Annotated in this window: 24 protein-coding genes and 1 pseudogene; 10 read left to right on the top strand and 15 right to left on the bottom strand. The window is 60.1% G+C overall.

What is annotated here, in order from left to right:
• The first annotated feature begins 182 nt into the window (after positions 1 to 182).
• The 5 genes from hflK (AB4O40_RS17400) to cfaB all read left to right on the top strand — a co-directional run bounded on the left by hflK (AB4O40_RS17400) (position 183) and on the right by cfaB (position 7543).
• A complete protein-coding gene (hflK, locus tag AB4O40_RS17400; RefSeq protein WP_460053787.1) occupies positions 183 to 2141 on the top strand; it encodes a protease modulator HflK in 1959 nt (652 codons plus the stop codon).
• On the top strand, positions 2138 to 3178 hold the full coding sequence (hflC, locus tag AB4O40_RS17395; protein ID WP_223542674.1) for a protease modulator HflC: 1041 nt from the start codon (positions 2138 to 2140) through the stop codon (positions 3176 to 3178). Before hflK (AB4O40_RS17400) ends, hflC begins: the two co-directional genes overlap by 4 nt.
• A complete protein-coding gene (gene hflK / locus AB4O40_RS17390; RefSeq protein WP_056726792.1) occupies positions 3175 to 4233 on the top strand; it encodes a protease modulator HflK in 1059 nt (352 codons plus the stop codon). The genes hflC and hflK (AB4O40_RS17390) overlap by 4 nt, the downstream gene beginning before the upstream one ends.
• Positions 4230 to 6140: a cation-translocating P-type ATPase gene (locus AB4O40_RS17385; RefSeq protein WP_223542673.1), complete on the top strand. Its 1911-nt coding sequence runs from the start codon at positions 4230 to 4232 to the stop codon at positions 6138 to 6140. The genes hflK (AB4O40_RS17390) and AB4O40_RS17385 overlap by 4 nt, the downstream gene beginning before the upstream one ends.
• Positions 6141 to 6358: 218 nt before the next feature.
• On the top strand, positions 6359 to 7543 hold the full coding sequence (gene cfaB / locus AB4O40_RS17380) for a C17 cyclopropane fatty acid synthase CfaB (protein WP_056726794.1): 1185 nt from the start codon (positions 6359 to 6361) through the stop codon (positions 7541 to 7543).
• Here cfaB and cls read toward each other — a convergent pair.
• Positions 7540 to 8979 carry a cardiolipin synthase gene (cls, locus tag AB4O40_RS17375; RefSeq protein WP_056726795.1) on the bottom strand — a complete coding sequence of 480 codons (1440 nt, stop codon included), beginning with the start codon at positions 8977 to 8979 and terminating at the stop codon, positions 7540 to 7542. The two genes, cfaB and cls, sit on opposite strands and share 4 nt — an antisense overlap.
• Positions 8980 to 9111: 132 nt before the next feature.
• On the opposite strand from cls, the gene AB4O40_RS17370 reads away from it, so the two are divergent.
• Positions 9112 to 9633: a DUF3617 domain-containing protein gene (locus tag AB4O40_RS17370; protein WP_056726796.1), complete on the top strand. Its 522-nt coding sequence runs from the start codon at positions 9112 to 9114 to the stop codon at positions 9631 to 9633.
• 77 nt (positions 9634 to 9710) lie between these two features.
• On the opposite strand, the gene AB4O40_RS17365 is transcribed toward AB4O40_RS17370, so the two are convergent.
• From AB4O40_RS17365 to AB4O40_RS17335, 7 genes are all read right to left on the bottom strand, one after another.
• Entirely contained in the window at positions 9711 to 10589 is an 879-nt protein-coding gene (locus AB4O40_RS17365) for a His/Gly/Thr/Pro-type tRNA ligase C-terminal domain-containing protein (RefSeq protein ID WP_223542672.1), read from the bottom strand.
• Positions 10590 to 10709: 120 nt separating this feature from the next.
• The gene (locus AB4O40_RS17360) at positions 10710 to 11270 is read right to left on the bottom strand and encodes a gamma carbonic anhydrase family protein (protein WP_460053790.1); all 561 of its coding nucleotides are present in this window, start codon (positions 11268 to 11270) and stop codon (positions 10710 to 10712) included.
• Positions 11267 to 12142 (bottom strand): metal ABC transporter substrate-binding protein, encoded by an 876-nt coding sequence (locus AB4O40_RS17355; RefSeq protein WP_056726799.1) that lies wholly within the window; start codon positions 12140 to 12142, stop codon positions 11267 to 11269. The genes AB4O40_RS17360 and AB4O40_RS17355 overlap by 4 nt, the downstream gene beginning before the upstream one ends.
• An 11-nt stretch (positions 12143 to 12153) precedes the next feature.
• The gene (locus AB4O40_RS17350; RefSeq protein WP_056726800.1) at positions 12154 to 13020 is read right to left on the bottom strand and encodes a metal ABC transporter permease; all 867 of its coding nucleotides are present in this window, start codon (positions 13018 to 13020) and stop codon (positions 12154 to 12156) included.
• Positions 13020 to 13688 (bottom strand): metal ABC transporter ATP-binding protein, encoded by a 669-nt coding sequence (locus tag AB4O40_RS17345; RefSeq protein WP_056726801.1) that lies wholly within the window; start codon positions 13686 to 13688, stop codon positions 13020 to 13022. Before AB4O40_RS17345 ends, AB4O40_RS17350 begins: the two co-directional genes overlap by 1 nt.
• Positions 13685 to 14581, bottom strand: a complete 897-nt coding sequence (gene folE2, locus AB4O40_RS17340) for a GTP cyclohydrolase FolE2 (protein ID WP_409078203.1) — start codon at positions 14579 to 14581, stop codon at positions 13685 to 13687. The genes AB4O40_RS17345 and folE2 overlap by 4 nt, the downstream gene beginning before the upstream one ends.
• 145 nt (positions 14582 to 14726) lie before the next feature.
• Positions 14727 to 15104, bottom strand: a complete 378-nt coding sequence (locus AB4O40_RS17335) for a glutamine synthetase (protein ID WP_223542670.1) — start codon at positions 15102 to 15104, stop codon at positions 14727 to 14729.
• A 142-nt stretch (positions 15105 to 15246) separates the two neighbouring features.
• Between AB4O40_RS17335 and zigA the strand changes: the two genes are divergently transcribed.
• Entirely contained in the window at positions 15247 to 16452 is a 1206-nt protein-coding gene (zigA, locus tag AB4O40_RS17330; protein ID WP_056726802.1) for a zinc metallochaperone GTPase ZigA, read from the top strand.
• Between the two features lie 15 nt (positions 16453 to 16467).
• On the opposite strand, the gene AB4O40_RS17325 is transcribed toward zigA, so the two are convergent.
• A complete protein-coding gene (locus AB4O40_RS17325; protein ID WP_056726803.1) occupies positions 16468 to 16824 on the bottom strand; it encodes a hypothetical protein in 357 nt (118 codons plus the stop codon).
• 27 nt (positions 16825 to 16851) lie between these two features.
• Here AB4O40_RS17325 and AB4O40_RS17320 point away from each other — a divergent pair, with 27 nt between their 5' ends.
• Positions 16852 to 17823: a CobW family GTP-binding protein gene (locus AB4O40_RS17320; protein ID WP_056726804.1), complete on the top strand. Its 972-nt coding sequence runs from the start codon at positions 16852 to 16854 to the stop codon at positions 17821 to 17823.
• 4 nt (positions 17824 to 17827) lie between these two features.
• Here the strand turns inward: AB4O40_RS17320 and AB4O40_RS17315 are convergent, their stop codons facing one another.
• Positions 17828 to 18241, bottom strand: coding sequence for a DUF3301 domain-containing protein (locus AB4O40_RS17315; protein ID WP_056726805.1), 414 nt, complete (start codon positions 18239 to 18241; stop codon positions 17828 to 17830).
• Between the two features lie 119 nt (positions 18242 to 18360).
• Between AB4O40_RS17315 and pdxY the strand changes: the two genes are divergently transcribed.
• A complete protein-coding gene (gene pdxY, locus AB4O40_RS17310) occupies positions 18361 to 19233 on the top strand; it encodes a pyridoxal kinase PdxY (protein ID WP_056726806.1) in 873 nt (290 codons plus the stop codon).
• A gap of 93 nt (positions 19234 to 19326) precedes the next feature.
• On the opposite strand, the gene AB4O40_RS17305 is transcribed toward pdxY, so the two are convergent.
• Positions 19327 to 19809, bottom strand: coding sequence for an acyl-CoA thioesterase (locus tag AB4O40_RS17305; RefSeq protein ID WP_056726807.1), 483 nt, complete (start codon positions 19807 to 19809; stop codon positions 19327 to 19329).
• 286 nt (positions 19810 to 20095) lie between these two features.
• On the opposite strand from AB4O40_RS17305, the gene AB4O40_RS17300 reads away from it, so the two are divergent.
• Positions 20096 to 21859, top strand: a complete 1764-nt coding sequence (locus AB4O40_RS17300) for a cation:proton antiporter (protein WP_460053794.1) — start codon at positions 20096 to 20098, stop codon at positions 21857 to 21859.
• Positions 21860 to 21881: 22 nt separating this feature from the next.
• On the opposite strand, the gene AB4O40_RS17295 is transcribed toward AB4O40_RS17300, so the two are convergent.
• The 4 genes and pseudogenes from AB4O40_RS17295 to uvrD all read right to left on the bottom strand — a co-directional run bounded on the left by AB4O40_RS17295 (position 21882) and on the right by uvrD (position 25858).
• Complete coding sequence (locus AB4O40_RS17295) at positions 21882 to 22289, bottom strand: SMI1/KNR4 family protein (protein ID WP_019694340.1); 408 nt, start codon at positions 22287 to 22289, stop codon at positions 21882 to 21884.
• 138 nt (positions 22290 to 22427) lie between these two features.
• Entirely contained in the window at positions 22428 to 23306 is an 879-nt protein-coding gene (locus tag AB4O40_RS17290; RefSeq protein ID WP_056726809.1) for a Tim44 domain-containing protein, read from the bottom strand.
• Between the two features lie 209 nt (positions 23307 to 23515).
• A pseudogene (locus AB4O40_RS17285) lies at positions 23516 to 23653 on the bottom strand (EamA family transporter); the annotation flags it as partial.
• A gap of 21 nt (positions 23654 to 23674) precedes the next feature.
• Positions 23675 to 25858, bottom strand: coding sequence for a DNA helicase II (uvrD, locus tag AB4O40_RS17280; RefSeq protein ID WP_056726810.1), 2184 nt, complete (start codon positions 25856 to 25858; stop codon positions 23675 to 23677).
• Positions 25859 to 25920: the final 62 nt, after the last annotated feature.

Below are 25920 nucleotides of genomic sequence, written 5' to 3'. Positions count from 1 at the left end.
GGGTAAAAGTAGTTCCTTGATAAAATTACGATCGTAATATGTGCGTTCGGCTGCATTTCGGTCAAGGCTTCAGCCAAGCGACAGGTTGGGCATCTTTAGATAGCGCGCTTGAATACGGAAATTTCACCATTTCCGTTATATCGTAACGAATGGCCCTGTAAGCGAAGACACTCTGGAGTGGTATGCAAGTCGATCTCGATGTTGATCAAGCGCCGTTAGCCGGGTTGCCGCGCTTTCAGCAGGCGTTCATTCAAGGGCGGCGTTTGCGCCAGTTCGCCATCGGTGCGGGCGTACTCGCGTCGGTGGGTGTGTTGCTGGCGCTGTTTGCCGGGCTGTTTTCGTCGCAAACACTGTGGCCGGCGTTGCTGCTGAACCTGAGCGCGGCGTCTGTGGTGCTGATGGCCGGTTTGCAATCGGCCTGGTGGGTAACCCAGTGGCGTGCGCTGGCGATGAATCCCGAAGTGCCGGTGGTCGTTGTCGACGAGTCTGTCGCGCCTTCGGGGTGGTATGAGCGTTTGCTGGACCGGATCAGCCAGCAATCGCAGCACCTGCTGGGGCAAATCGGCGCGCCGACGCTGTGGCTTGGCGGCTGGGCATTGTTGGCGCTATTGGGCGTGGAACAGGCCTGGAACCTCGCGTTGCCTCCGGCAGCGCTGGGCCTGTCGGCCACTGTCGGGGCAGCGTGCTCCTTACTGTTGGCATTCGGCCTGTTGGTGATGGAGCGCCATCTGGCTCAGGAAAACACCGCGCAATGGCCTGAAGCCGCTGCGTTGGCGCAATTGACTCGTGTGGCGATTATCAGCCTGGTGCTCGGTGCTTTTTGTCTGTTGTTTGCCGATGAAACCTCGGTATGGCCTATACGCCTGGCGGTGTTGATCGGACTGCTGCCGGGGCTGGTGGCGGCAGAACTGTTGCTGCGCGCGGTGTTGTCACTGTTCAGCCCGCGCCGGGACCGCCTTGAGCCGGAGCTGTTGGCGCGCAGTTTTGTCGCCGACATGCTGCGCTGGCCACCACAGCCATTGCTGGCGTTGCAGCACGAATTGCATAACCGCTTCGGCATCGACCTGCGACAGATCTGGGCCTTCACTTACATGCGTCGGGCGTTCCTGCCGGTGTTGGCGGTGGTGTCGCTGGTTGGCTGGTCGCTGACCGGCATTCACGAGATTGCCCTGCAAGGGCGTGGCATCTACGAGCGATTCGGCAAGCCAGTGGAGGTGTTTGGCCCAGGTTTGCACATGGGTCTACCTTGGCCATTGGGCCGGGTGTTGAACGTCGAGAATGGCGTGGTTCACGAGTTGGCTACCAGTGTTGGAGAAACCACGGCCCCTGCTCAGGCAGACCCTGCGGAAGGCCCGGCCCCGACAATCGCCAATCGCCTCTGGGACGCCAGCCATGTGAACGATAAATCCCAGGTGATCGCCAGCAGCCGAGCCGACAAGCAGAGCTTTCAGATCGTCAACATGGACGTGAGATTGGTCTATCGCATCGGGCTGAGCGATCAGGCGGCATTGGCCGCAACCTATAACAGTGCCGATGTGCCGATGTTGATTCGCAGCACCGCCAGCCGAATCCTGGTTCACGACTTCGCCTCGCGCACACTCGACGGTTTGCTTGGCGAGGACAGGGTAGGGCTGGCCGAAGAAATTGGCCGCGCCGTCCAGGCTGACTTGCAAAAACTCGACAGCGGCGTGGAAATTCTCGCCACGGTGGTCGAGGCGATTCATCCTCCGGCCGGTGCAGCCAATGCCTATCACGGCGTGCAAGCGGCGCAGATTGGCGCGCAAGCCTTGATCGCCCGAGAACACGGCGCCGCTGCCGAGGCCATCAATCAGGCTCAGTTGCAGGCCAGTATTGCCCACGATCAGGCGACGGCCAGCGCCCGAGAAATCAATGCTGGTGCCGAGGCCGCGAACCTGAAATTCAACGCTGAGCAAAAGGCCTATGCCAGCGCTGGCCAGGCCTTCTTGCTGGAGCAGTATTTCAGTCAGTTGTCCCAGGGTTTGGCCAACGCCAAGTTGCTGGTGCTCGATCATCGTCTAGGCGGCAGCAGCAACGCGCCGACCATCGACCTCCGTACTTTCACGCTGCCGGTTGACCCTGCGCCGTCGCGTAAAACCGCTCAGCCAGGAGCTGCCAATTGAGCCAGTCCCATACGCACGATCACGATGACCACGCCGGACACGATCACGGTCATGGCGGGCATCACCACCACGGCCATCACCATCACCACGGCGATCCTCAGGAGGCTGGTCCATTCCCATGGCGTCGGATGGGGTGGGCGGCATTGCTGGTGGCGTTTGCGGTCGCCGCTGCAAGCGTGGTTCAGGTGCGTTCGGGGGAAGCCACAGTGATCACGCGCTTCGGCAATCCATCGCGAGTCTTGCTGGAGCCCGGCCTGGGTTGGCGCTGGCCGGCACCGTTCGAGGCGGCAATCCCGGTGGATCTACGGCTGCGCACCACGTCCAGCGGTTTGCAGGATGTCGGCACCCGGGACGGTTTGCGCATCATTGTTCAGGCCTACGTGGCTTGGCAGGTGCAGGGCGATCCGGACAATGTGCAACGTTTCATGCGCGCGGTGCAGAACCAGCCTGATGAAGCCGCGCGGCAGATTCGTACCTTTGTCGGCTCCGCACTGGAAACCACTGCCAGCAGTTTTGATTTGGCGAGCCTGGTCAATACCGATGCCAGCCAAGTGCGTATCGCCGATTTCGAAACACAACTGCGCAAGCAAATCGATCAGCAGCTGCTCACCACGTATGGCGTGCGCGTGTTGCAGGTCGGCATCGAACGATTGACGCTGCCTTCGGTGACGCTCACTGCGACGGTCGACCGGATGCGCGCCGAGCGTGAAACCATCGCCACTGAGCGCACGGCCATCGGCAAGCGCGAGGCCGCGCAAATTCGTTCCGCCGCCGAGCGCGATGCGCGAATTGTGCAGGCTGATGCCACCGTGAAAGCGGCAGATATCGAAGCGCAATCGCGGGTGGAAGCGGCGCAGATTTACGGTCGCGCCTACGCGGGGTCGCCGCAGCTCTACAACCTGCTGCGCTCGCTCGACACTTTGGGCACGGTGGTGACGCCTGGGACCAAGCTGATTTTGCGCACCGATGCCGCACCGTTCCGGGTGTTGGTTGACGGTCCGCCAAGCCTCGACAACAAATCCGGATCGCAGCCATGAGTTTGGTTCCACGTGGAACAAATGAGTTGAGCAGCCCTTGGATTCAGGCTGGGCGCTTGGCGTTTCTGGCCTTGTATGCGGTAACGGTGTTGGCGGCATTGGCGTGGGCGTTTTCCAATGTGCGGCAGATCGACCCGCAGAATCGCGCAGTGGTTTTGCATTTCGGCGCGCTGGATCGCATTCAGAATGCCGGGCTGTTGTTGGCCTGGCCGCAACCGTTCGAGCAGGTGATTTTGTTGCCAGCGGCGGATCGGGTGATCGAGCGTCGGGTGGAAGGTTTGTTGCGCAGTGGTGCCGCGATGCAGGCAGATCGCGTGGCCAGTTTTGCCACGCCCATCAGCGATGCCCTTGCAGGCTCCGGCTATCTGCTAACGGGTGATGCCGGTGTCGTGCAACTCGATGTGCGGGTTTTCTACAAAGTCACCGAACCCTACGCCTTTGTGCTTCAAGGCGAACATGTGTTGCCCGCATTGGATCGCTTGGTCACCCGTAGCGCTGTGGCACTCAGCGCCGCACGGGATCTGGACACTATCCTGGTCGCTCGCCCGGAATTGATCGGCGCTGACAGTCAGGCGGCGGAGCGACGCGAGCGCTTACGAGGCGATCTGGTACAGGGCATCAATCAACGGCTGGCCGAACTCACCGCGACGGGGCAGGGACTGGGGATCGAAGTGGCGCGGGTCGATGTGCAATCGAGTCTGCCAAGCCCGGCGGTCAATGCCTTCAATGCGGTACTCACAGCGAGTCAGCAGGCCGACAAAGCCGTGGCTAATGCGCGTACCGAAGCCGAAAAGCTGACGCAAACTGCCAACGAGCAAGCCGACAGAACACTGCAAGTCGCCCATGCCCAGGCCAGTGAACGACTGGCCAAAGCATCCACCGACACGGCCACGGTGTTGAGCCTGGCCAAGGCGCAACAACAGGGCACTGACCCGCAAATGCTGCTGCGCATCTATCGCGAGCGGATGCCGAAAATTCTTGGCCAGGCCGGTTCGGTCACGACGGTCGATCCCAAAGACGATTCCCGCCTGATCATTCAGGGAGCTGCACAATGACTGCTCAAATCGCCGCTGCACCGAGCCTGTTGTCTTCGGCCGAACAGCGCCGCGCCGCGCGCCAGTTGACCCTGGCCATGCTTGCATTGGGCCTGCTCGCGCTGGGCTTGATCTGGCGCTGGCTGGCGCCGGAACAGACCGGCGTCAGCCAACTGCTGCTGGGGTTTGCCTCGTTGTTGGTCGCCGTGCCGGTCATGCGCTCGGCCTGGTACAGCCTGCGCTATCCAAGCTTGCATGGCATCACCGATCAATTGATCGCCCTGGCCATGCTGGGTGCCTGGGCCACCGGGGATCTGCTGACGGCGGCTCTGTTGCCGATCATCATGATCTTCGGTCACGTGCTGGAGGAGCGCAGCGTGATCGGTTCCCAGGAGGCGATTCACGCCCTCGGCAAACTGACCCGCAGTCACGCGCGCAAAGTTCAGGCGGACGGCTCCGTCATCGAAGTCGACAATGGCACGCTCAAGGCCGGCGACCTGATTGAGGTCCGCGCGGGGGACCGGGTGCCGGCGGATGGTCGGGTATTGTCCGGTCAGGCCAGTCTGGACACCGCCTCCATTACTGGCGAATCGGTACCGATGGAGGCGGGCGTCGGCATGTCGGTGTTCGGTGGCGCGATCAACCTCGACGGTTTGCTGCGGATTGAGGTGACCCGCACCGGCCAGGAGTCGACCCTCGGCAAAGTCATCGCCCTGATGCAAAACGCCGAGCGCTCGAAACCGCCGATCACTCGTCTGCTGGAGCGTTACGCCGGCAGCTATATGGTGCTGGTGTTGCTGCTGGCGGCGGTGACCTGGTTTATCACCAACAACGCTCAAGCGATGCTCGCCGTGTTGGTGGCGGCCTGTCCTTGTGCGCTGGTGTTATCGGCACCGGCGACGGCGATTGCCGGGGTGGCGGTAGCGGCACGCCACGGGATTCTGATCCGCAGTTCTGCGTTCCTCGAAGAGTTGGCGGACCTGACTTCGCTGGTGGTCGACAAGACCGGGACGCTGACCTTCGGCACCTTGCGCCTGCAATCCATCGACAGCCCGCTGGAGGATCGCAGCCATGTCCTCACGCTCGCTGCCAGCCTCGGTTCGGCCAGCAGTCACCCGGTCAGTCGTGCGCTCGCGGGGTTGGTGACCCAGGAGCATTTCCTGCTGCTTTCCGACATTCATGAGCGCCAGGGCCTGGGCGTGGTGGCGATGACCGGGCAGGGCAAAGCGGCGCTCGGTCGGCCGGAGTTGTTTGCGCAACTGGGCATCAGCACAACGGCGGTTCCCGATCATGACGGTCCGATTGCCGGGTTGGCGCTCAATGGTGAATTCCTCGCCTGGCTGTTGTTGGCCGACAGCGTCAAACCCGAGGCGCAGTTTGCCTTGGGTGAGTTGCGTGAATTGGGCTTGGGTCGCCAGTTGTTGCTCACCGGTGACCGCCACAGCGTCGCGCAAACGCTCGCTCGGGATGTCGGGATCAGTGACGTCGAAGCGCAAGCCCTGCCCGAAGACAAACTCAACCGCGTGCTGAAAGAAATCGACAGCGGTTTCCGGCCGATGGTGGTCGGAGATGGCATCAACGACTCCCTGGCCCTCAAGGCTGGCGTGGTGGGTGTGGCCATGGGCGCGGGCGGTGCGGACATCGCCCTGGCATCGGCGGACATCGTGCTGATCGGCAGTGACCTGCGCCGCCTCGGCACCTGCGTGCGCCTGAGTCGTCAGTGCCGCCAGACATTACAGGTGAATGTGGTCATCGGTCTGGGCTGGACCCTGGCTATCGTGGCCTTCGCCGCGTTTGGCTGGCTCGGCGCTGCCGGGGCGATGATTGCGGCGCTGCTGCATAACCTCAGCACCTTGCTGGTGTTGGGTAACGCCGGTCGTTTGCTGCGGTTTCAGGAGCCGTTGCTCAAGCTCAAGGACGAAGCCTGAATGCGAATGCTCTAAACCGGGTGATCACGGTGCTTAATCTTTTTTAGAACTGTGCGCCCGGTTCGTAGTCATTGGAAATGAGGGCACATCTTTTTGTGCGTTCGCGGCGGCAGGTGTGGGCTTCGCGAATCATTGAAAACGGCTGTTAATTCGATAGCCAGCTATTTTTCAAAGATGGTCTACCCTCTGATCAGACGTCTGAAACAAGGGGAATTTCCATGCTCGCGCAACTTCCACCGGCCTTACAGAATCTGCAATTACCGCTTCGCCTGAGACTCTGGGATGGCCATGAACTCAATCTGGGACCGGCGCCCAGCGTCACGATTGTGGTCAAGGATCCACAAATGGTCACTCAGTTTACCCATCCAAGCCTGGACGCCCTCGGTGCTGCGTTTGTCGAAGGCAAACTGGAACTCGAAGGCTCCATCAGCGAAGTGATCCGCGTCTGCGATGAATGGAGCCAGGCGTTGCTGGACGAAGACGACGACAACCAGCCTGTCCGTAGTGCCCATGACAAAGAGACTGACGCCAAGGCGATTTCCTACCACTACGACCTTTCCAACGCGTTCTATCAACTGTGGCTCGACAGCGATATGGCGTATTCCTGCGCTTACTTCGAGACCGGCAGCGAAAGCCTCGAGCAGGCCCAGCAAGCCAAGTTCCGTCATTTGTGCCGCAAGCTGCGCCTGCAGCCCGGCGAATATCTGCTGGATGTGGGTTGCGGGTGGGGCGGATTGGCGCGTTATGCGGCGCGGGAGTTTGGCGCGAAAGTGTTCGGTATCACCCTCAGCAAGGAGCAGTTGGCCCTGGCCCGGGAACGCGTAAAAGCGGAGGGCCTGGAGGATCTGGTCGAACTGCAACTGCTCGACTATCGCGATCTGCCGCAGGATGGCCGTTTCGACAAGGTTGTCAGCGTCGGCATGTTCGAACACGTCGGCCACGCCAATTTGGCGGAGTACTGCAAGACCCTGTTCGGTGCGGTGAAAGAGGGCGGCCTGGTGATGAATCACGGGATCACCGCCAAATACACCGATGGCCGTCCGGTGGGACGCGGTGCCGGCGAATTCATCGAGAAATACGTGTTCCCCAACGGCGAACTGCCGCACCTTTCAATGATCTCTGCCGAGATCAGTGAGGCCGGGCTGGAGATCGTCGACGTCGAAAGCTTGCGCCTGCACTACGCACGCACGCTCGATCACTGGAGCGAGCGCCTGGAGGACAACCTCGAAGCGGCGTCCAAACTCGTACCGGAACAAGCCCTGCGTATCTGGCGGCTGTACCTGGCCGGTTGCGCTTACGCGTTTGCCCGGGGCTGGATCAACCTGCACCAGATTCTCGCGGTGAAGGCCCACGCCGATGGCAGTCATGAACTGCCATGGACCCGTGACGATATCTACCTCTAGAGAACCGGCGAAATAAGTCGGGCGACCCGCATGCCGACCTGCTGCAGGCGGTGGGTCTCCCGGCCTTCTCCTTTGGCGATTTCGTGGGCGTTGGCGAAATCATCGTTGAGCATCTGTTCCACCTCGGCGGCAAAGGCGCGGTCGACGGTCAGCAGCATCACTTCAAAATTCAACCGGAACGACCGGTTGTCCAGGTTGGCGCTGCCGATGGCGCTGATTTCGCTGTCGATCAACACCACTTTCTGGTGCAGGAATCCGGGCTCGTAACGGAACACCCGCACACCGGCGCGCACGGCTTCGAAGGCGTAGAGGCTGGAGGCGGCGTAGACGATTCGGTGGTCGGGTCGAGACGGCAACAGCAGCCGTACATCCACACCCCGCAGCACCGCCAGGCGCAACGCTGCGAACACGGCTTCATCGGGGATGAAGTACGGGCTGGTGATCCAGACCCGTTCCGTCGCCGCATGGATCGCTTCGACAAAGAACAGAGAGCAGGTTTCGTAGGCGTCTGCCGGGCCGCTGGCGAGCAACTGGCACAGCACGCCGTCTTCCGGGTAAACCTCGGGCAGGATCAGTGGCGGCAGGGCATGAGCCACCCAGAACCAGTCTTCAGCGAAAGACTCCTGCATGCACGCCACCACTGGCCCGCGCACTTGCACGTGGGTATCGCGCCAGGGGGCCAGGGGCGGTTTTTCGCCCATGTATTCATCACCGACGTTGTGCCCGCCGACGAAGCCGAGAATGCCGTCTACGACCACTATCTTGCGATGGTTGCGGAAGTTCACCTGAAAGCGATTGAACCAGCCACTACGGGGGCCAAAAGCCTTGACCTCGACTCCGCCATCACGCAAAGCCTGCACGTACCCGTTGGGCAGGGAGTGACTGCCGATTCGGTCATACAACAGGTAGATCGCCACGCCTTCGGCGGCTTTCTTCAACAGCAAAGTCTGCAGGAGTTGGCCTAGGCGGTCGTCGTGGACGATGAAAAACTGGATCAGCACGGCTTCTTTGGCCTGGCTGATGGCATCAAAAATGGCGTCGAATGTCGCCTGGCCGTTGATCAACAGTCGCGTCTGGTTATTGGCCAGGCAGGGCATGTGTCCGAGCTTGGGCATGGCTCTGAGTGAGGCGTAGGCAGAAGACGCGCGGGCGGTGAGCGCTTCCTCTACCCAGGGTCGCCAGTTGAGTTCGGAAACGGCCTTGCGCATCTCCTCGTTGGCCTGCCGCCGCGCCTTGATATAGCCATCAAAGGTGCTGCGGCCGAACATCAGGTACGGGATCAGCGTGAGGTAAGGGATGAAAAACAGCGACAGAGCCCAGGCGATCGAGCCTTGGGCGGTACGGACGGTCAACACAGCATGTATGGCCGCGATCATGCCCAGCGAGTGCAACAGGGCGATGGTATAACCGAAAATATGCGGTCCGAAATAATCCATGGGGGCTGCCTTGCTCCTGAAGATTCAGTGCTTAACAGACCATGTTCCGTGCAGAATGTCGCTAATTAATTCGCCCATGAACCGAAGCTTGCGGCTGACGTCTAACGGCCACTACTGATCAGGAGTTACTCGATGAACGTTCGTCTGCTGGGTTTGGCCATGGCACTGGGTTTGGCACTTCCTGTGGCGGCTCACGCGCAAATGCTGCAACCAGGATTGTGGGAGATGACCACGAGCAACATGAAGGTCGACGAGCAGAATATGCCGGACCTGCAATTGATCCTCGGCCAGATCCAGAGCCAGATGACCCCTGAGCAGCGCGCCCAACTGGAAAAGCAGGGCATCACCATGGGCGGAAAAGGGATCCGGGCGTGCCTGACCCCTGAGCAGGTCAAGACCGACAACATCCCGCTGACCGATCCGCAGTCTGGCTGCAAACAGGAAATCACCGACCGCTCCGGCAATCAGTGGAAATTCCGTTTCAGTTGCCCGAGAGCCCAGGGTGCCGGCGTGGCGACGTTCCTCAGTGATCGCGAATTCACCACCAAGGTCAACGGGACGTTCAACGCCACCGGCATTCAGCAGAAGGGCAGCCTCGAATCCCGCGCCGTCTGGTTGGGGCAGGATTGTGGCACTGTGAAGCCGAGAGCTTAAAAGCTTCGTCGGATCGCCGCCCGGAGCAAGCCCGCTTGCTCCGGGCGACGATCCGACGAAGGCGTCCACCCAGCCTCCTAGATCCCCGGCCGACTCAACCACTCACACGCCGCCTCGACAGCCATCCGGCCAAAATCCTCCCCCGTGCGGCTGCGCACACTGACAAACCCCCCAGCCTGTTCCTTTTCACCAACCACGACCAGGTACGGCACGGTCTGGCTGTGCTGGCGAATCTTGTAGCGGACTTTTTCGTTTCGCAGATCGGCCTTGGCGCGCACGCCTTTTTGGCGCAAGGATTCGGTCACCGCTTGGGCATAAGTCGCCTGGCGGTCATCCATGCTCACGACGACCACATGGGGTGGAACGCGCCAGTGTTGCAGTTCCTGATGGCTGGACCAGCAGGTGCCGTAGATCCGTTGCTGTAACGTGCCGCTGATGTGATCGAGGGCAAAGGCCTGCAAGACTTTGGTGGTGGGGACGTGCGGTCCGTGACTTTGGTACTCGGTGTCCCCCAGACGGTACAGCGGCACTGCTTCGCGCGCCGGCCGTCGACGGATCGAGTGATTGGTCGCTGCCAGTGACTGCATGCGCGCTTCGATGAGGGGCAGGTCTGCCGGGGTCAGCGGTTGCTCGACTGTGAACTCGTAAAAGAAACCGTCACCCAATTCCTTTCCCGCACGCATTTGCGCATGAGGGTGCAGTTGCTTGACCGCCATGGCCAGCATCAACGCGCAGGAGCGGCGCAGGATCTCCAGGCCATCCGGCTCCCGGGGGGTGACAATGCTGACGCGGGCATCCGCCTCGATCAGGTATTCGCAGTCCACCAATACACCATTGACTCGACCCGCTACGGCTGCGCTGGCCAGTTCGAGACCGATGCTGGCGGCCATCTCGTGCACGGACAGTGGCTGGTCGTATTCACGCAATGAACCATCGGGCAGGGTGATCTGGATCATGGTCGGCGTACTCACGTGCTTCTAACGAGCGTTATCGCATAAACCGTAGGGGTAAACATTAAGACGTTTGTCGTGCCAGGCAATTTGTCCTGACACGATGGCTGTTTTTGGCCACCCGCGTCAGAACTCGTTTTGCAGGGCTTTGTAGCCGCGCACCAGATCGACGTTGGTGCGCGCCACGTCTTCGGAAAACTCCGAGGCACTGACACTTACCGGCGGGTATTGCGAGAGGTCGGTGTTGGGGCCAATCCGCGTGGTGGAGGGCACGTAGAAGGCTTCAGGCAGGTCACGACCGTCCACCACCGAGTTGTGCCGCACCACGCAACCGTCACCGACCACACAGTTGAACAGTACGCTGTTGAAGCCGATGAACACTCGATTGCCCACGATGCAGGGACCATGCACGATCGAGCGGTGGGCGATGGAACTGAGCTCGCCAATGGTCACCGCCGCACCGGATTTGGAATGGATCACCACGCCGTCCTGGATGTTCGAGTTGGCACCGATGGTGATCGGCTGCATGTCGCCTGAGTCATCGACTTCGTCTGCGCGGATCACCGCGTAGGGCCCGACGAACACGTTCTCGCCGATCACCACTTTGCCGCAGATGATCGCCGTCTTGTCGACGTAGGCCGACTCGGCAATCAGCGGTAAATCTCCGGAAGGGTTCTTGCGGATCATGGCTTGCTCAACGCGTTGTACAGGGTGTTGAGGTTGTACTCGAACAACCCGGTGAAGGTGCTGGCCGGACCGCTCGCCGCCAGGGCATCGGAGTACAGCGTGCCGCCGATCTGCGCGCCGCTTTCATCCGCGATCTGCTTGAGCAGGCGTGCGTCCTTGATGTTTTCCATGAACACCGCCTTGACCTTGGCTTGACGAATCTGGGTGATCAGTGCGGCCACTTCGGCGGCTGAAGGTTCGCGCTCGGTGGACAGGCCTTGAGGCGCCATGAACTCGATGCCGTAGGCTTGGCCGAGATAACCGAAGGCATCATGGGACGTGACGATCTTGCGGTTGCCCGGTGGCAGTGAACCGAGCTTGGCCTTGGCTTCGGCGAGCAGGGCATAGACCTGTTTCAGGTACTCCTGGCTGTTGCGCTCATAGTCGGCGGCGTTCGCCGGGTCGGCGGCAATCAGCGCCTTGGTAATGTTGGCGATGTACAGTTCGGTGTTCGCCAGATTATGCCAGGCGTGCGGATCAGGAACGGTTTCGCCGTCTTCATCCAGGCTACGCGGGATGACGCCGTGGCTTGCGCTGATGACTGGCGCCCGGGTCTCTGTGCTCGTTACCAGGCGATCCAGCCAGGGCTCGAAACCCAGGCCGTTCTTGATGATGAGCCTGGCCTTGAGCAGCGCTTTGGCGTCGTCCGGTGTCGGCTCGTAGGTATGGGCATCCGCGTCCGGGCCGACCATGTTGGTGATCTGGATATGATCTTTGCCGACCTGGCGGGTCATGTCGGCAAGGATGCTGAAGCTGGTGACCACCTGAAGTTTTTCGGCGGCAGACAGCGACATCGACACCATCAAGCTGAACAGCACGAGTAAAGCGCGCATCGGGTAACACCTCATTGGGATGTGAGCAAAGGCGGGTGGCGTAGCAAGCCGTGCACCGGCCCGAACACCACGGACAACAGATACCCACCGCCGGCCACCAGCACGATTGCCGGGCCACTGGGCAGCGAGTAATAGAACGAGATCAATAAACCGAGCCACACCGAGAGGCTGCCGAGCAAGGCGGCGACGACGATCAGCACCGGCAGACGACGACTCCAGAAGCGCGCCGCGGCGGCAGGCAGCATCATCAGGCCGACCACCATCAACGCGCCGATCGCCTGGAAACCGATGACCAGATTCAACACCACCAGCGTCAGGAATACGCCGTGGGCCAAGGGGCCGAGTCGGCTGACCGTTTGCAGAAAAAGCGGGTCGAGGGTGTCGAGCAGTAGTGGTTTGTAGATCAATGCCATGGCCATCAGGCTCAGGCCCGAGACCCAAAGCATGCCGGTCAAGGTCGGGCCGTCGACCGCCAGCGCCGAGCCAAATAACAGGTGCAACAGGTCCAGGCGTTTGCCGGCGATGCCGAGAATCAGTACGCCACCGGCCAGGGAAATCGGGTAGATCGCCGCGAGGCTGGCGTCCTCTCGCAGGCCGGTTCGCCGCGTAATCCAGGCTGCAAGGCCGGCCATGCTCAGGCCAGCGCCGAGACCGCCGATGGTCAACGCCGGGAGGCTCAAGCCGGCAAACCAGAATCCCAGGGCCGCACCGGGAAGGATGCCGTGGGCGACCGCATCGCCGATCAGGCTCATGCGCCTGAGGATCAGAAACACTCCAAGAGGCGCCGTACTGCACGCCAGGAGCAAACCGCCCAGCAGCGCCCGACGCATGAACACGAACTCGTGGAACGGTTGCCAAAGATGCGCGGCAGCGATCATCAGGCCACCTGCGTTTGTGGTGGTTGGCTGATCAGTTCGGTGCTCGGACCGTATACGCAACCGCTGCCTTTGATCTGCAACGTGTGTGGGATGTGCTCGCGGACAGCGGCGAGGTCATGGCACACGACCACCTGTGTCCGGCCTTCAAGGTGCCATTGGTGTATGTGCTTCCAAAGCAATGCCTGGCCGACTTCATCGAGGGCCGCGTGGGGTTCATCCAGCAACAGCAAGGGTGCATCGGTCAGGCTCAATCGGGCGAGCAGGGCGCGTTGCAATTCGCCGCCGGAGAGGGCCATCAACGGTCGATCTTCCAGGCCGTTCAAGCACCAGTTTTCAAGGACGGTTTTCAGTCGTTGGCTACGGATCTCCGGTGACTGTTTGCTGCCCCAGAAACCGGCGGCAATCAATGCCTGAAGGCTGATCGGAAATTGCCTGTCCAGGTGTTGTTGCTGGGGCAGGAACGACAGACTGCGCTTGAGTGGAACACTCAGTCGAACCTTTCCGGCCAACGGTTTTTGCAGGCCAGCGATGACCTTCAACAGGCTGCTTTTCCCGGAGCCGTTCGCACCGATGATGGCGGTCAGGCTGCCCTGCGACAGTTCGAGGTCCAGCGCTGGCGTGAGTGGCTGCCCAGGTGCGCCCCAACGTAAAGCGTGGCAAGCAATCATGCGAGCTCCCAGCTGAAACGGCTTTCGGCTACAGCGTCATGGGCGTGCAGGCTTTCGGCGTGGGTCACACGAATATGGAAGGCATTGATACCTGTGGAGCGCTTCAGGGCCAGATTCAAACGGCGTGCGGCGTCCTCGCAGAACATCAGGTTCTGACCATTGGCGAGGGCGAAGGCCTGTTCGTCGGCGCGCTTTACCGCTGTTTGAACGGCGGTGCCGAGTGCGGCTTCGGCGTCGTTGATGATGGCGATCAGAGGCAACTCGTCCAAAAAATCGGCCAACCGTACGCGCAACTTTGCGCTGCTGCGTTGGCTGTGGGGGGTAGCGATGATGCCGTTCGGGGAGCCGAGCCAGGCTAAAACGTCGGCGTGTTGCGGTGGCTTGTTGGCGAAATCATCGATGAACTGCTGCTGAATCAACTGTCGAGAAAGGGCTGCGGAACACGGGCAGGTTGAGGAATAAGGCACGTCGATTTTTAGTTCCACGTGGAACATTGCGTTTTTCAAGCGCGCTTCGATGGTCACTGGATAGCTTTTCCAGCCGGCCAATGGACTGATCAGCGCCGGCCTTTTCAGCAACAAATCGGCGTGAATGCTTAGGTGTGCGCTACTCGACAGCCCTTCATGACTATCAAGAAAGCGCTGCAAAACCCGCCGCAATAAAACCGGTGAAAGGTTTTCCTGCTCCAGCAATTCAAGCGCCAGATAGAGCCGTGACATATGAATGCCGCGCGCGTTGCCATCGTCGAGGCTAACGCCGGCATCGGCTTTTGCGTTCAATCGTTGGCCATCAAAAAAAACGGGAAGAGCAATGCCGCACATGCCCACCCACTCCAGTGGAAGGGCTTGGCGTGAGGCCTGCGCGGCGATATCCGGCAGAGTCAGCGCATTCATGAGCAGGTCCATCGTGGGAGTTGATTTGTCATGTTATAGTATAACAATAAAATCGGCGATGCCTTTTTCATGAACGGACTTTCATCACGCGCAACCACCACATGCTCAGCCTGATTTCACGCCATCAACAGAAAAACAAAGAGGCCTAACAGCCAGCGATCCGGCTGCAAGTGAACCTGGCGCTGCTGCCGCCGGAGCTGGAAAACCGGTTGATCGTGGTCCAGCCGACGCGCCGGTTGTAGCCAACCCAGGCCTCGCCATCGGAAGCGATACCGGTGAAAAACGTCAGCTGGCCGTAGCGGCTGTTGGTCTGCGCCCAATAGCGTTTTCCGGCCGTTTCGAAGCCCCGCAGATAAAGGGTGTTGCCGACGGTGTTGACGCTGTAGGCGTTGCCCTGCGCATCCTCGCAGGCCAGCAGATTGGCGCTGCGGGTGCATTTGGCCAGGGTCGGGACCTGTGCCATCGCGTCGGCAGCCACCAACAGGGAAAGCATGATCAATGCAGATTTAAGGGCGTTGCGCATGGGCTTTCTCGCGAGGGGAGCGGCGTTCAGCATCCTGTCCTTTGCACTGTCGGGCAAGATGGGATGGTTTATTTGCATTGTTACAGTATAACATTGTGTAGGCCCGACACAGCGACCGGGCATCCCTGTGAGGAATATGCAGATGTCCAATCGACTTCCCGTGACCGTTCTCTCCGGCTTTTTAGGCGCCGGAAAAAGTACACTTCTTAATTACATACTACGTAATCGCGATGGGTTGCGAGTTGCAGTCATCGTCAACGATATGAGCGAAATCAACGTCGATGGCACCGAAGTCCAGCGCGATGTCAGCCTGAATCGCGCTGAAGAACGGTTGGTCGAGATGAGCAACGGGTGTATTTGCTGTACGTTACGTGAAGACTTGCTTGAGGAGGTGAGTCAACTCGCCAGGGAGGGTCGCTTCGACTATCTGCTGATCGAGTCCACCGGTATTTCCGAACCGCTGCCAGTAGCGGAAACCTTCACCTTTCGCAATGAAAGCGGCCAAAGCCTCAACGACATCGCTCGTCTCGACACTATGGTCACGGTGGTCGATGGCATGAACTTCCTGATCGATTACCAGGCTGCCGAAAGCCTGGCTTCCCGAGGAGAAACCCTTGGGGAAGAAGACGAACGTTCGATTACCGATCTGTTGATCGAGCAGGTCGAATTCGCCGATGTGATTTTGCTCAGCAAGATCGACTTGATCAGCAGCCACCAACGCGAGGAGCTGATCGCCATACTTGAGCGGCTCAACGCCCGGGCGGAAATCATTCCGATGGCGATGGGTGAAATCCCCTTGAACAAGATTCTCAACACCGGTCGTTTTGACTTCGAAAAGGCTGCCCAGGCACCGGGATGGCTGCAGGAACTGCGCGGCGAACACGTGCCGGAAACCGAGGAGTACGGTATTGCTTCCAGTGCTTACCGGGCGCGCCGGCCGTTCCATCCGCAGCGTTTCTTCAACTTCATCGACGGTCCTTGGGATAACGGCAAGCTGCTGCGCTCCAAGGGCTTTTTCTGGCTGGCGAGCAAGCACATGGACGCCGGCAGCTGGTCTCAGGCCGGTGGTTTGATGCGCTATGGTTTTGCCGGGCGCTGGTGGCGCTTTGTACCGAAAAACCAATGGCCGCAGGACGAAGAAAGTACCGCCGGGATCATGAAAAACTGGACCGCCGACAGCGGAGACTGCCGCCAGGAACTGGTGTTCATCGGCCAGGACATCGACTTCACGCAACTCACGGCTGAGCTGGACGCATGCCTGCTGACCGATGAGGAAATGGCGCTGGGCGTAGAGGGTTGGCGTTTGCTGCCTGATCCATTCGGCCCTTGGTACGAAGAAGCCGCCTGATCCACTACTGGCGCTTCAAGGCTTGAGCCAGATGCCCTGGCTCCGGGCCTCGCAGTATGGCTGCAGATACGCCGCGTCGGTGGCAACGCCGTAATAGTGAATATCCTGTCGGTAGGGCATATTGGCGACTTGGGCGTTGCTGCAGATACCAAATGCGCCGCCGGGGCATTGATCGACGTACTGCACATCGACTTTCTGTCCCGCCAGGTTTGGTTGGCAGAAACCATCGGCGAAGAGTTTTGGCGGGATGTTGCGGTTCTGCTGGCAAACCTGGACGTCAAGCCGCTCGCCCTGGCTGTGAACCACACAAGCCTGGGCCAGCGCCTCGCCTGAAACGAGTGCCAGGAGCAACGACAAGCCGATCAACCGCATCCACCACCTCCTCAGAAATCATCAACCATGCTGCAGAATATCCCCACTCATGTCATTGCCGGCCCGTTGGGCGCCGGCAAGACCAGCCTGATCAAGCACCTGCTGGCCCAGCGCCCGGCTGGCGAGCGGTGGGCAGTATTGATCAACGAGTTTGGCCAGATCGGTCTCGACGCTGCGCTACTGACCCAGGACGCCGATGGTATCGCACTGGGGGAAGTGGCCGGGGGTTGCTTGTGTTGCGTCAACGGTGCACCGTTTCAGATTGGTCTTGGGCGCTTGTTGCGCAAGGCACAACCGGATCGGCTGTTCATAGAGCCCTCGGGACTGGGGCATCCGGCGCAGTTGCTCAGGCAATTGAACGAAGCGCCGTGGCAAGGCGTGTTGGCCGTCCAGCCTTGTGTGCTGGTGGTGGATGCCCAGGCGCTCGCCGCAGGCAAACCGCTGCCGGATGTTCAGCAGCAAGCGCTGGGCCATGCGGGACTGCTGCTGTTGAACAAGTCTGAAGGTCTCGAAGAAGACATCCGCCAGCGAATCGCCGGGCAATTGCCGCCGCTCCCCCTGTGCTGGACGCAACAGGCGGCTTTACCCTTGAGCGAGTTGCCGGGGTTGAATGCCAAAGCGCGGGCAGGTGTGGATAACTTCGTCGTGCCCAAGGGATTGGCGCAGCTGCCGGCAGTCTGGAGCGATCCCGCGTTGCCCATTTGCCTGCGTCAGGAACAGGACGGAGGCTGGAGCATCGGATGGCGTTGGCACCCAAGCCAGGTGTTTGATGCCGCTCTGGTTGGCCGGTGGCTTGAAAGCCTTGGCTGGAGGCGGGCGAAGCTGGTTATCCACAGTGCCAGCGGCTGGATCTCGGCGAACGCGGTGGATAACTCGGCGCTGGACTGGCAACCCAGTGAATGGCGGCAGGATTCGCGTATCGAGCTGATTTTCAGTGAAGCGCAGAATGCAGAACAGTTGCAGCGTGAGCTGGCTGCGTGCCGATCCGGATCGGGTTAACGGCTCAAGGCCGCCACTTGGTATGGTCCTGACGCCACTGACTCAGCTCGATCACTTCCGCGCGAGGTTTCGCCACGTCGACCACTGGTTCGGTTTCGTCGAACGGGACCGGGTAGGGCGCCAGTTCAATCTGTGCGCTGTGAGCGCCGAACTGGGTGATGGTGCCGTTGTGGCGGCTTTCGCCGGTTACGGTGAATTCGAAGTTATACACACGGGCCAGGCGTCGCCGACCACTGGCATCCTTGATGAAGGCGATTCTTTTCAAGGCCACGTTGCCGTCTAGCAATTCAATCCCGAGCTTGCCGCAATGCTGCTTGACCCGTTCCAGCGCGCGCTCGCGCAAGCCGTGGTTGTGCCATAGCCATGCGCCGGCAGTGGCGAACAGCATCAGCACGAATATATTTCCAAGGGTCAGCATCAACAGGGTGCTCCAACAAGATAGTGTCAGCTTAACTGTGTCGCTGGTCTGTCGTACAGGCTGCGTTTAGTCGCATACTGCGCGGCTAGAATTTCAATCGTTTTACGGAAATCCACCGCATGAAACGTACACCGCATTTGCTCGCTATCCAGTCCCACGTGGTATTCGGTCACGCCGGCAACAGTGCCGCGGTTTTCCCGATGCAACGGGTCGGGGTGAATGTCTGGCCGCTCAACACCGTGCAGTTCTCCAATCACACCCAGTACGGTCAGTGGGCCGGTGAAGTGCTGGCGCCACACCAGATTCCTGACCTGGTCGAAGGCATCGCGGCGATTGGCGAGCTGGGCAACTGCGATGCGGTGCTCTCCGGTTACCTCGGCAGTGCGGCCCAGGGCCGGGCGATCCTGACGGGGGTGGAGCGGATCAAGTCGATGAACCCCAAGGCGCTGTACCTGTGTGACCCGGTCATGGGGCATCCGGAGAAGGGCTGCAGTGTTCCGGCGGAAGTCAGTGATTTCCTGCTGGAAGAGGCCGCCGCCGTGGCGGACTTCATGTGCCCGAACCAATTGGAGCTAGACAGCTTCTCCGGGCGCAAGCCGCAATCGCTGTTCGATTGCCTGGCAATGGCGCGTGCATTGCTGGTGCGCGGTCCGAAAGCGGTGCTGGTCAAGCATCTGGACTACCCCGGTAAACCGGCGGAGGTCTTCGAGATGCTGCTGGTGACGGCCGAAGGCGGCTGGCATTTGCAGCGCCCGTTGCTGGCGTTCCCGCGTCAGCCGGTGGGCGTGGGCGATTTGACGTCCGGCCTGTTCCTGGCCCGTGTGCTGTTGGGCGACAGCCTGGTGGCCGCGTTCGAGTTCGCGGCGTCGGCGGTGCATGAAGTGCTGCTGGAAACCCAGGCCTGTGCCAGCTACGAGTTGGAACTGGTTCGGGCTCAGGATCGGATTGCGCATCCGCGGGTGCGGTTTGAGGCGACCTCGATCAGTTTTTAATCAGATTTGGGCAGAAAGATCGCAGCCTGCGGCAGCTCCTACAAGGGAATGTGACCTACTTGTAGGAGCTGCCGCAGGCTGCGATCTTTAGCTTTAAGCGTCGCCCTTGATCTCCTGATAACGCTTTTCCAGCTCTTGACGAATCTGGCGACGCTGCTGAGCCTGGATGAAGCGGCGCTTGCTCTCGCTGTTGTCCGGTTGCAGCGGCGGTACCGATGCAGGTTTACGCTGGTCATCCACCGCGACCATGGTGAAGAAGCAACTGTTGGTGTGGCGCACCGAGCGTTCGCGGATGTTCTCGGTCACCACTTTGATGCCCACCTCCATGGAGGTGTTGCCGGTGTAGTTGACCGAGGCGAGAAAGGTCACCAGTTCGCCGACATGGATCGGCTCGCGGAAAATGACCTGATCCACCGACAGGGTCACCACATAGCGGCCGGCATAACGGCTGGCGCAGGCGTAGGCCACTTCGTCGAGGTATTTGAGCAGGGTGCCGCCGTGGACATTGCCAGAGAAGTTGGCCATGTCGGGGGTCATCAATACCGTCATCGACAGCTGGGCGTTTCCGGGTTCCATAGCATTCTCACGGGTCAAGGCCAGGTTTGAGGGATGCACCTCTGCGGGTGCCTCAGTGGTTTTTTCAAACCAACAGTTATCGGGACGCCGGGTGCAGGGTCGCCGTCACGCCGGATCGATCTGTTTCCATATATTGCACCGCCTTTCTGCCAGAAGTCGCGGTGTTACCCTGCAAAAAGCCCTGTCTCAAGGGCATTTCCTACGTGCAATTCCGATTTTTGTTCTGCTCGATCAGATATTTCCTGCGTCCGGGGATCGAGCAATGCCACCCAGGGAGTCTCACGCCATGCATGCCATAAGTTTCATTCAGGATCTGGCAGTGATCATGTTGATCGCAGGTGTGGTCACCGTGGTCTTCCATCGCCTGAAACAACCGGTGGTGCTGGGATACATCGTCGCCGGGTTCATCATTGGCCCGCATACCCCGCCGTTCGGCCTGATCCATGACGAAGAAACCATCAAGACCCTTGCCGAACTCGGGGTGATATTCCTGATGTTCTGTCTGGGCCTGGAGTTCAGCCTGCGCAAGTTGTTCAAGGTCGGTGCCACGGCATTCATCGCGGCATTCCTGGAAATCGTGCTGATGATCTGGATCGGCTACGAGATCGGTCGCTGGTTCGACTGGAACACCATGGACTCACTGTTCCTCGGCGCGATCCTGGCGATTTCCTCGACCACCATCATCGTCAAGGCGCTCAATGATCTGAAGCTGAAGAACGAGCGGTTTGCCCAGTTGATATTCGGAGTGCTGATCGTCGAAGACATCCTGGGCATCGGCATCATCGCGCTGCTGTCCAGCATCGCGGTCAGCGGCACGGTCAGCTCCGGTGAAGTGTTGTCCACGGTCGGCAAGCTGTCGCTGTTCATGATCGTCGCGTTGGTCATCGGCATCCTGATGGTGCCGCGGTTGCTGGCCTACGTCGCCAGATTCGACAGCAACGAAATGCTGCTGATCACGGTACTGGGCCTGTGTTTTGGCTTCTGCCTGCTGGTAGTCAAGCTTGAATACAGCATGGTCCTCGGGGCATTCCTGATCGGCGCGATCATGGCGGAATCCCGGCAACTGCTGAAAATTGAACGACTGATTGAACCGGTCCGCGATCTTTTCAGTGCGATTTTCTTCGTGGCCATCGGGCTGATGCTCGATCCGGCGATCCTGCTTCAGTACGCCTGGCCAATCGCCGTAATCACCATAGCCGTGGTGCTTGGCAAGATGCTGTCCTGCGGCCTCGGTGCATTTATCGCCGGTAATGACGGACGCACTTCGCTGCGGGTCGGGATGGGTCTTTCTCAGATTGGCGAATTCTCTTTCATCATCGCGGCACTGGGCATGACGTTGCAGGTCACCAGTAACTTTCTGTACCCCGTGGCTGTGGCAGTTTCGGTGATCACGACCCTGCTGACGCCCTATCTGATCCGCGCGGCGGATCCATTGTCGATCAAGCTTGCCAGCGTCATGCCAGAGCGCCTGGGACGGGTGTTGGGGATGTATGGCGAATGGCTGCGCAGCATCCAGCCTCAGGGTGAGGGCGCGTTACTGGCATCCATGATTCGCAGGATTTTGCTGCAGGTGGGAGTCAATCTGGCGCTCGTGATCGCAATCTTCTTTTCGGGCGCGTACTTCGCCGAACGCATGTCGGCTTACCTGCAAGGCTGGATCAGTGATCCGAGCTGGCAAAAGGCGTTGATTTGGGGTGGGGCGCTGCTGTTATCGCTGCCTTTTTTGATTGCGGCGTACCGCAAGCTAAAGGCGCTGTCGATGTTGCTGGCGGAAATGGGCGTGAAGCCGGAGATGGCCGGGCGCCATACGCAGCGAGTGCGCCGGGTAATCGCCGAAGTGATCCCGATCCTGTCGCTGCTGGTGATCTTTTTGCTGTTGGCAGCCTTGTCGGCCAGTATTCTGCCGACCAACAAGTTGCTGGTATTGATCGCCGTAGTCGCGGCCGCCGTGGCGGCGCTACTGTGGCGCTGGTTCATTCGCGTGCATACGCGGATGCAGGTGGCGTTGCTGGAAACCCTCGATAATCACAAGGAGTCGTCCGGGCATTGACCACCCAGCGGCGTTGACTGGATCAACTTTCCAGCCAGACGTCCCGCGCCCAGTGCCATACCGATTCCCAGGTTTCTTCGGCGAGCAGCTCTTCTTCGGCCAACCACAGCACCACGGTGCCGTCTTCTTCGACCAGGTAGTAATTGTCACCGTCCTGGCAGATCGGAATCATGCTGCGATCGACCCCGGCGTCCCAGGCGTTGGCGGCAACGTCGGGCAGGTAAGTGTGGGATTGCGGGTCAGTCACGGTGACCGGTTCCAGGCTGCCGTATACCACGTCGCTGACGGTCAGCAGAAACTCTCTGAAGACGAACGGAATGTCGATGAACAGTTGTTCTTCGATTTCGACCAGCAGGTCTTCGTCGGGCAATTCCAAGGGGACCGGTACCGGTTCGTTGGCTTCACGCAGTTGTTCGATGATTTCTTCCACGTCCGGGATCCTCTTGCTTGTATGGCGCGGTTTATATGGGGCGGTTTATACAGTAGCTTGCTATAGATGCAACCGCGAAATAGAAAACCCCGGCCGAGGCCGGGGTTTTGTTTACTGCAAGTGAAGCGCTGGAGGGAGTCAGCCGTTCTGGCGGATACCAGCTACCAGCCAAGGCTGGTTTTCGCCTTGTGCACGTTCCATGTTCCAGCTTTCGCTGAAGACTTCGCCCTGGTCGAAACGCGAGGTTTTCGACACGCCAGTGAAAGTCAGGGTGGCAATGGTCTTGTCGGCGCGATCGTCCACGCCGTCCAGTTGTACATTGAGGTTATCGATGTAGGTGGACTGGAAACCGTCGCCCAGGTCAGCACGCTCACGCTTGAGGAACTCCAGCATTTGCGGGGTCACGAACTCGGCGATCTTGTCCATTTCGTTGGCGTCCCAGTGCTGTTGCAGGGACTGGAAGTGATTGCGCGCCGCTTCGACGAAGTTTGTTTCGTTGAACCAGGCTGGCGCGTTGATCACCGGGCGAGCGGCAACAGGTGCTGCCGAGCCACCGAAGATCGAACCACCGGCAGGCTTTTGTTCGAACGCCTCACGTTGCATCGGCGCGTGGCCGGCCGGGGCGTACTGCTCCTGCTGCTTGCGACGACGGGCGGCGATAAAGCGGAAGACCAGGAACGCAATGACGGCCATGATCAGGATGTCGAAGATCTGCATGCCTTGGAAGCCGTCACCCATGAACATGGATGCCAGCAGGCCACCGGCCGCGATACCGGCGAGCGGGCCGAGCCAGCGCGAAGCGCCACCAGCCTTGGCGGCAGCGCCAGCGGCACCGGCAGCACCAGCGGTCGCCGCAGCGCCGCCCATGCCTGGAGAAGAAGGAGCCATCTGGCTGGTCTGGTGAGTCGGCGCAGCGCCTGCGCTTTTGCCACCACCGAAGCGCTTGGCGGCATTGACGTCGAGACTCATCGTCAGGCCGATGCACAACGCCATGGCGATGCTAAGAAAACGTTTCATAAAGGGAATTCCCATTTGTGGAAGGCACGCGCGCCATGTTGCACAGGTGAAGTGTTACTGGCTAGCGGCAGAGTGTTTCGGGCTTTTGCCTGACAGGTCGTGTTCAGCTCCAGTCAGTGCAATAAGGCCTTTTGACTTTGATCTGTCAGATGAGTGGACAGGGCTTGTAGGACGCTTGCCTGGCGTCGCAGGGAAACCAGTGACACCGATGCGGGGAAATAGCAGATCCACGATGCACCGGTGGCAAGGCCCGACAACAGCAGGAACAGATAGCTCTGCGTAGAGATCGATCCCAATGATTGATATTGGCCCGTGGCGTACAAAATCAAGGCCAGGCTCGCTTTCACAGATAAACTGTCAGTGTGACCTTAAATAGCTTCCAGCTTGGCGTAACCCAGCATCAGCCACTTGCTGCCTTCGCTGAAGTTCACCTGCACCCGGGCCTGGGCCCCGGCGCCTTCGAAGTTGAGGATCACGCCATCGCCAAACACCGAGTGGCGTACGGTCTGGCCCAGGCTGAAGCCGGTCTGCGGAATCTCGCTGCCGCTGAACAGGTTGCTGCCACTCATCGACTGGTTGCCACCGAACGGGCGGCTGACGCTGTTGGACAGCCGCACCTCCTGAATCAGGCCTTTCGGAACTTCGCGTACGAAACGCGACACCTTGTTGTAGGTCTCGCTGCCATAGAGGCGTCGGGTCTCGGCATAGGTCATCACCAGGTTCTGCATGGCCCGGGTGATGCCTACGTAGGCCAGACGACGTTCTTCCTCAAGGCGGCCGGGTTCTTCCAGGCTCATCTTGTGCGGGAACAGGCCTTCTTCCATGCCCACCAGGAACACGTAAGGGAATTCCAGGCCTTTGGCGCTGTGCAGAGTCATCAACTGGATGCTGTCTTCGTGCTCGTCGGCCTGGGTGTCGCCGGCCTCCAGCGATGCGTGACCGAGGAACGCTGCCAATGGCGTCAGCTCTTCGTCTTCCTCGCTGTTTTCGAAATTGCGTGCGGCGCTGACCAGTTCCTCAAGGTTTTCTACCCGGGCCTGGCCTTTCTCGCCTTTTTCCGCTTCGTGATAGGCGATCAGCCCCGACTGCTCGATGACGGTCTGGGTCATCAGGTGCAGTGGCATTTCCATGCACTTGGCGGCGAGGTTCTCGATCAGCTCGATAAACGCGCCAAGGGCGCCGGCCGCACGACCGGTCAGGCCTTTGTTGGCCACCAGTTGGCGCATCGCTTCCCACATCGACACATCGCTGTGGCGCGCATGGTCGCGGATCGCTTCGACGGTTTTTTCTCCGATGCCACGGGCCGGCACGTTGATCACCCGTTCCAGCGCGGCGTCGTTGCCACGACCTTCAAGCAAGCGCAGGTAGGCCATGGCGTTCTTGATTTCGGCGCGTTCGAAGAAGCGCTGGCCGCCATAGATACGGTAGGGAATGCGCTCGCGCAGCAAGGCTTCTTCCAGAACCCGCGATTGGGCGTTGGAGCGGTACAAAATCGCGATATCGCTACGAGACAAGCCGGTTTTCAGCGCGCTTTCTATAGTTTCGACAACGTAGCGTGCTTCGTCGTGTTCGTTGAAGGCTGCGTACAGGTTGATCGCTTCGCCTTCGCCGCCGTCTGTCCACAGCTCTTTGCCCAGGCGTCCGGTGTTATTGGCGATCAAGGCGTTGGCAGCTTTCAGGATGCCGGCGGTGGAGCGATAGTTTTGCTCCAGGCGAATGGTTTCGGCGTCCGGGAAGTCTTCGGAATACTGGTAGATGTTCTCGATTTTCGCGCCGCGCCAGCCGTAGATCGACTGGTCATCGTCGCCTACGACCATCAGGCTGTCGCCACCCTTGGCCAGCAGGCGCAACCAGGCGTATTGCACGGCGTTGGTGTCCTGGAACTCGTCCACCAGGATGTGCCGGAAGCGCTTTTGATAGTGAGCGAGCAGGCCTGGGTGATCACGCCACAGATCGAGGGCGCGCAGCAGCAATTCGGAGAAGTCGATGACACCCGCACGCAGGCAGGCGGCCTCGTAGGCTTCATAGATGCCGCGCATGGTCGCCAGGAACAGGTCACCGCTGGCCTGGATGTGTTGAGGGCGCAGGCCTTCGTCTTTCTGACCGTTGATGAACCATTGGGCCTGACGGGCCGGCCAGCGCTGTTCGTCCAGGCCAAGCTCGCGGATCACCCGCTTGACCAGTCGTTGCTGATCATCGCTGTCGAGAATCTGGAAGGTCTGGCTCAAGCCCGCTTCCTGCCAGTGCGCCCGCAGAAGGCGGTGCGCCAGGCCGTGGAAGGTGCCGACCCACATACCGGCCGGGTTAATACCCATCAGTTGCTCGATGCGCTGGCGCATCTCGGCAGCGGCCTTGTTGGTGAAGGTCACCGACAGGATGGAGTGGGGCGAGGCGTTTTCGACCTGGATCAACCAGGCGATACGGTGCACCAGCACTCGGGTTTTACCGGAACCAGCACCGGCCAGGACCAACTGACGACCCACGGGGGCCGCTACGGCCTGACGTTGGGCATCGTTGAGGGAGTTCAGCAGAAGGGAGAGATCATCGCGCATCGGGGCATTCTAGGGGGCCGCGACACACCGGGCAAACCCCGCTTTGCTTTAACCGATGAAAG

Source organism: Pseudomonas sp. S2_F07, assembly GCF_054668325.1.
The sequence above is the reverse complement of the archived record's forward strand: the minus strand, read 5'-3'. Positions and strand labels throughout refer to the sequence as shown.